This is a genomic window from Kaarinaea lacus (genome assembly GCF_975902315.1).
Map to the genome: position 1 here is coordinate 1 of NZ_CDLKIE010000234.1, position 5,285 is coordinate 5,285.

6 protein-coding genes are annotated in these 5,285 nt (G+C 46.1%); all 6 read left to right on the plus strand.

Features of this window, described 5'->3' with window-relative positions; all coding sequences use genetic code 11:
- Nucleotides 1-223 (plus strand): 2OG-Fe(II) oxygenase (locus tag ACWVCM_RS07025; protein WP_455201016.1); only part of this gene is annotated, 223 nt, incomplete at its 5' end.
- Between the two features lie 208 nt (nt 224-431).
- Nucleotides 432-863: a nucleoside-diphosphate kinase gene (gene ndk, locus ACWVCM_RS07030; protein ID WP_455201017.1), complete on the plus strand. Its 432-nt coding sequence runs from the start codon at nt 432-434 to the stop codon at nt 861-863.
- Between the two features lie 54 nt (nt 864-917).
- Nucleotides 918-2,030, plus strand: a complete 1,113-nt coding sequence (rlmN, locus tag ACWVCM_RS07035) for a 23S rRNA (adenine(2503)-C(2))-methyltransferase RlmN (RefSeq protein ID WP_455201018.1) — start codon at nt 918-920, stop codon at nt 2,028-2,030.
- Complete coding sequence (pilW, locus tag ACWVCM_RS07040) at nt 2,030-2,791, plus strand: type IV pilus biogenesis/stability protein PilW (protein WP_455201019.1); 762 nt, start codon at nt 2,030-2,032, stop codon at nt 2,789-2,791. Before rlmN ends, pilW begins: the two co-directional genes overlap by 1 nt.
- Nucleotides 2,788-3,834, plus strand: a complete 1,047-nt coding sequence (locus ACWVCM_RS07045) for a helix-turn-helix domain-containing protein (protein WP_455201020.1) — start codon at nt 2,788-2,790, stop codon at nt 3,832-3,834. Before pilW ends, ACWVCM_RS07045 begins: the two co-directional genes overlap by 4 nt.
- A gap of 8 nt (nt 3,835-3,842) precedes the next feature.
- Entirely contained in the window at nt 3,843-5,033 is a 1,191-nt protein-coding gene (gene ispG, locus ACWVCM_RS07050; RefSeq protein WP_455201021.1) for a flavodoxin-dependent (E)-4-hydroxy-3-methylbut-2-enyl-diphosphate synthase, read from the plus strand.
- Nucleotides 5,034-5,285 lie beyond the last annotated feature (252 nt).

Genomic DNA, 5,285 nt, shown 5'->3' on the forward strand with positions numbered 1-5,285 from the left:
CGAAGGAGGTGAATTCTTGCTGTATCACCCGGAAGATGGGGAAAAGCGGGTAAATTTACCCAAATATTCGGTATTGTTGAATCGAGGCGATATTCCCCACCAGGTTATGCCGGTTCAATCAGGTGTGCGCCTGACTTTAGCCTGTTTTTTCTCTACCAATTTTGGTGCTACCCGCAAAACCCGCTCTGAAATCAAAATCGCGTCGACAGCGTCCGCTTATTAAACTTTTTATCGCTTGTTGCGATCAAAATCACGTCTTCCTGGTCTAATTTTGAGACATCAGGAACTGCGACGGTAGTTAGGTATTTCCCGCCAATACTAGTTATAATTACTCGTTTAACTTGATAACACAGGCAGAATTGGCCATTTCGGCCCTGAATCTGCAATAACTAAATTTTGAAGCAAATGTTAAGTATCCTGGAGTACCAAAAATGGCGATAGAACGTACCTTTTCCATCATTAAACCCGACGCAGTGGCTAAAAATGTCATCGGTGAAATTTATTCCCGATTTGAGAAAGCTGGTCTGAAAATAATAGCCTCAAAAATGCTGCATTTGAGTAAAGAGCAGGCTGAAGGCTTTTATGCGGTACACAAAGAACGTCCATTTTTCAATGAGTTAGTTGAATTTATGACTTCAGGCCCGGTAGTGGTCCAGGTGCTGGAAGGTGAAAACGCCATTATGCAAAATCGGGCCATTATGGGAGCCACCAATCCCCAGGAAGCGGAAGCAGGCACCATTCGCGCGGATTTCGCGGACACCATAGATGAAAATGCCGTGCATGGCTCGGACGGCCCGGACACGGCAAAGGTCGAAATAGCCTATTTCTTTTCTGATGACGAATTATGTCCTCGCACACGATAAACCGCGAGCACGCTAAACTTGTTAGAACGAAGGTAAACGAAGAGAATCCAAAAGTTGCAAACAACATCCGCCAAAACTAATTTACTCAACCTGTCGCGTAAGGAAATGGAAGCTTTTTTTAGCGAGCTGGGCGAAAAGCCTTTTCGTGCGTCACAGGTTGTAAAATGGATTTACCAGTTTGGGGTAGATGATTTCGACGCAATGAGCAATTTGAGTAAAAATTTGCGTGCGAAATTAAAAGAGATTGCCGAAATTCGTGTGCCCAGGGTCATTACAGACCAGAAGTCGGAAGATGGCACCCACAAGTGGGTGCTGGAAATAGATTCCGGTAATCACATAGAAACAGTGTTCATTCCAGAGCAGGGACGCGGCACATTGTGTGTTTCGTCTCAGGTTGGTTGCGCGCTGGCGTGCTCTTTTTGTTCAACAGCGCAACAGGGTTTTAACCGTAACCTGTCCACTGCGGAAATAATTGGGCAAATTTGGGTAGCCAACCATGCGTTGGGCTTTGATCCACAAGGTCAGCGTATTGTCTCAAATGTTGTCATGATGGGCATGGGAGAACCTTTGCTAAACTTTGATAATGTCGTCAAAGCGATGGATCTTATGATGGATGATTTCGCCTATGGCCTGTCTAAGCGACGCGTGACGCTAAGTACTGCTGGTGTTGTTCCGGCGCTGGATCGCTTGCGGGAAGTCAGCGATGTTAGTTTGGCCTTGTCCTTACATGCGCCAAATGATGAACTGCGTAATGAGTTAGTACCGCTAAATAAAAAGTATCCGATTCAGGAAGTGCTGGCTGCCTGTAGACGGTATGTGGGGCAGGATCGGCGACGCATCACAGTGGAGTATGTCATGCTGGATGGTGTTAACGACAGTTTAAAGCATGCCCATGAACTGGTGCGTTTGTTAAAAGATGTTCCAGCTAAAGTAAACCTGATTCCTTTTAATCCGTTCCCGCAGACCGCTTATCGACGTTCTTCAAAGTATGCGCTAGATCGGTTTCGAGACGTATTAATGAAACATAATCTTACTACCATAACCCGGAAAACCCGCGGTGATGACATAGATGCAGCGTGTGGTCAGCTGGTTGGTAAGGTGATGGATAAAACCAGACGTACGAAAAATAAATTTCCTCCACTGGTCGTTTCGCAAGGAGCTTCCTGATGAAACACTTTGCGATACTAGCGGCAATAATATTACTGGCAGGATGTTCCAGTATCGAAAAATACAAGCAGGAACAGGCAAGAAACGAACGCCTGGTGGAAACACAGGTACAGTTGGGTGTTGGTTATTATGAACAGGGGAACCTGGAAGTGGCCCTGGATAAGCTAAAGAAAGCGATTGAAGTTCAGCCTAATTATGCGCCAGCGCATAGTGCAATTGCCCTGGTCTATAAAGATATGCGTCAGTTTGAGCTGGCCGATGAACATTATCGGGAAGCTATTAGCTTGAGCCCTGATGAAGGCGGTACCTATAACAATTACGGCGTATTCTTGTGTCAACAGAATCGCCCGGAGGAAGCGGAAAAATATTTTCTGAAAGCAGTTAAGCTGCCATTATACAGAACACCGGAATTGGCCTATGAAAACGCGGGTGCCTGCATACGCCGCATTCCTGATACCAAGAAAGCCGAAGCCTATTTAAATAAGGCGCTTGAATTGAATCCACAATTGCCGACTGCATTAATCAATATGGCGGAAATTCGCTTTGAGCAAGATCGTTTTTTATCTTCGCGTGGTTATTTGCAACGCTACGAAGCAGTTTCCTCCCATAGCGCTGAAAGCTTGTGGTTAGGCATTCGTGTTGAACGTAAACTGGGCGATAAGAATGCTGAGGCCAATTATAAGAAACAGCTGCAGTCTAATTTTCCGAAGTCGAGACAATTTCAAATGATGCTTAACTCTCTGGAAGAGGATCAATCATGAGTGATGTGGCTGAAGTTGAGGAATCCAAAACGACGGAATCCGCTGAGGTGTCCACGAAAGTTGCACCATGGGAGCGACTACGCAAGGCCAGAGAAGAACAGGGAATGGAGCAAGGCGATGTTGCTAAAGAATTAAAACTGGATTTGCGTTTTGTCAAAGCTTTGGAAATGGGCGAACTGGATCAATTACCTCAGCCTGTTTACACGGCGGGATATATTCGGGCTTATGCGAAACTGGTCGGTTTGCCGCCGGATGAAATTGTCGGTGACTATGCGTCACAGGAATCCACCAGCATGCCTGAAATTGTGCAGGTTCAGGAGAAAGTTCCTGCCCGTTATAGCCATGTTGACAGCATGTTGCCAAAAAGTTTTTCCGTTTCCCATGGCACGGAAAACAAGCCCATGCGGATGCTGGTTATTGTATTGGCAGCGGCGGTTGTGCTGGCGATCGCCTGGCAGGTTTATACCAATATGCAAGTAAGTACTTCAGTGCAATCTTTAGATACATCGATTGATACAGCGACACCGGGTGAACTTGCTGATGAAAACGCAGAATCAGCACAGGTGGCTCAAGTTAACTCCGAGAAAAAAATAGTCAAGCTGGCTCTTCCCGGTCAGTCAGCGTCAGAAAGTAATACCGACGGTTCAGCTGCAACAGGTAGCAAAAACGCAGTGACTGAAAAATTACAGGAAAATGCTCAGAAGATGGTAAGTATTTCTCTGCAATATTCCGAAGATTCATGGATTGATATTCGTGATGCGACAGGTGCACCATTAATTCGTCGACTTGGTAAGGCGGGGGGTAGTAATACAGTCACAGGTGTTGCGCCCTTTGAAGTATTGCTGGGTTACAGCCCTGGAGTCAGTATTCAGTACAATGGTGAACCCTATGATATTTCCTCCCTTCAATCCAGGCCTGTAGCGCGATTCTTAATGGATGGAGGCAAACAACCGAGCGCACTGAAAACTCCGCCGCGTAGTTTAGTAACCGGGAATACTGCTACGGATAAAGCAGAGAACTATGGAACGGTGGAAGAAGAGTAACTAATTAAATGAGCCAGCCTGTTTATACGATCAAGCGCCGGAAAGCCCGGCAAATTATGGTGGGTGACGTACCCGTTGGTGGCGGTGCGCCTATTGCGGTGCAAAGCATGACCAACACTGAAACCACCGATGTTAAAAGTACCGTTAATCAAATAAAAGCACTGGAAGCGGTTGGAGCGGATATAGTACGTGTATCGGTGCCAACAATGGATGCTGCTGAAGCATTTGGTGAAATCAAGAAACAGGTGAATGTTCCCCTGGTCAGCGATATACATTTTGATTACAAGATTGCATTGCGGGTAGCAGAACTGGGCGTCGATTGTTTACGGATAAATCCCGGTAATATTGGCCGCGAGGACCGGGTGCGAGCCGTCGTTGAATCTGCGCGAGATCGTAATATACCCATTCGTATTGGTGTCAACGCAGGCTCACTGGAAAAAGAGCTACAAAAAAAATATGGCGAGCCAACTCCACAGGCACTGGTTGAATCCGCGAAACGGCATATCGATATTCTGGACCGACTGGACTTCCAGGATTTTAAAGTCAGCCTGAAGGCTTCGGATGTATTTATGACAGTGCTGGCCTATCGTGAACTGGCGGCTCAAATAGAACAGCCGCTGCACCTGGGAATTACCGAAGCAGGGGGTATGCGCTCAGGCTCGGTGAAGTCTGCGATCGGCCTGGGAATGTTGCTGGCTGAAGGTATCGGTGACACGATTCGTGTATCGTTGGCGGCTGACCCGGTAGAAGAAATCAAGGTTGGATTTGATATTCTTAAAAGTCTGCACATTCGTAGCAAAGGTATTAACTTTATTGCTTGCCCGTCGTGTTCAAGGCAGAACTTTGATGTAATTTCAACGGTAAATGCGCTGGAAGAGCGCCTGGAAGATATTCTTGAGCCTATGGATGTTGCCATTATAGGTTGCGTCGTCAATGGCCCTGGCGAAGCACGGGAAGCTGATATTGGACTAACTGGTGGCTCGCCCAATTTGCTGTATGTTAATGGCAAGCCGGACCACAAGGTAGATAACGAACAATTAGTCAACGAGCTGGAACAAGTTGTGCGCGCGGAAATTGATAAGCGAGTGCAAGGCCGTAATGAAAACACCTCACATGTTACACTGCGCGTTTCTGAGAACGGCGTAGCGTCCTCATCCAATCAGGACCAGAAGGTTTCTATAGAGAAACTGACAGGTTAAGACAAAATGGATTGGAGTGTAGTGATATAATTTCCGCTGAAATACATCGACCCATAGATTATTAAAAACAAGAATTAACAATAAGAATTAATTCGAGAGGTTTATCGTTTTGTCAAAAGTAATTCAAGCAATCCGTGGTATGAATGACATTACCCCGGACATTAGCGCAGTTTGGCAAACCCTGGAAGACATCGTTAAAAAAACCATAGCTTGCTACGGTTATCAGGAGTTGCGTTTCCCTATTGTTGAGAA

What these genes read in the sequence shown, in the direction of transcription:
- ndk (WP_455201017.1), top strand. Translation starts at nt 432, where the DNA reads ATGGCGATAGAACGTACCTTTTCCATCATTAAACCCGACGCAGTGGCT.
- pilW (WP_455201019.1), top strand. Translation starts at nt 2,030, where the DNA reads ATGAAACACTTTGCGATACTAGCGGCAATAATATTACTGGCAGGATGT.
- ACWVCM_RS07045 (WP_455201020.1), top strand. Translation starts at nt 2,788, where the DNA reads ATGAGTGATGTGGCTGAAGTTGAGGAATCCAAAACGACGGAATCCGCT.
- ispG (WP_455201021.1), top strand. Translation starts at nt 3,843, where the DNA reads ATGAGCCAGCCTGTTTATACGATCAAGCGCCGGAAAGCCCGGCAAATT.